This window comes from Vibrio sp. OPT46, from assembly GCF_015163535.1.
Lineage (GTDB): Bacteria > Pseudomonadota > Gammaproteobacteria > Enterobacterales > Vibrionaceae > Vibrio > Vibrio alginolyticus.
On sequence record NZ_JADDYG010000165.1, the window covers coordinates 69954 to 70611 of the forward strand.

Annotated in this window: 1 protein-coding gene; it reads left to right on the forward strand. The window is 45.4% G+C overall.

Annotated features, from left to right (window positions below; translation table 11 throughout):
• The coding region (locus tag IQR33_RS32580) for a condensation domain-containing protein (protein ID WP_228013798.1) at positions 1 to 658 on the forward strand (658 nt) is incomplete at both ends.

A 658-nucleotide genomic window follows, 5' to 3' on the forward strand; every position in this document is an offset into this window, starting at 1 on the left:
ATGTGTTACAGGGCGTGAACCCAGCCATTGCATTTGAAGATATTCCCGTCACAGATAGGCTCAACGAGCTCGAACTGTTTATCCCAGAAGACAAAACTCGAGCGATCAATCAGCTACTTCGCCACTATGGCCTTACCATGAACTCATTAATGCAAGGTGTTTGGTCGAGCATTCTTGGCAGCATGATGGGCAGAGAAGATGTAGTGTTTGGTACGCCGATATCAGGTCGTTTTGGTCATGTGGAAGGGATTGATGAACATATTGGTTTGTTCAGTAATACCATTCCGGTAAGGATGAAACTCAAACCAGAGCTAAGTTTGCTTGAGCAGCTAATAGCGCATCAAGAAATTCAGATTCAATTACTAGAGCATGATGAACTTGGTTTGGGTGAAATTCAGCAATTGGCTGGCGGCGAAACGCTATTTGATACGCTGCTGGTGGTTGAGAACTATCCAGACCATTCTGATTGGTTTAACAAAGACTATGCAGGGGCGCAGCTGTGCGATATTCATAACCGTGGCTACACTCATTACCCATTAACGCTCTTAGTGTTACCGGGTGAGCAGATCCATATTCTGTTTGAATACCGCGATACAGCGGGTGTCGCTGAGCAAGTAATGCAGCGCTTTGAACAAGTGTTAGATGCGATTATCGCGTC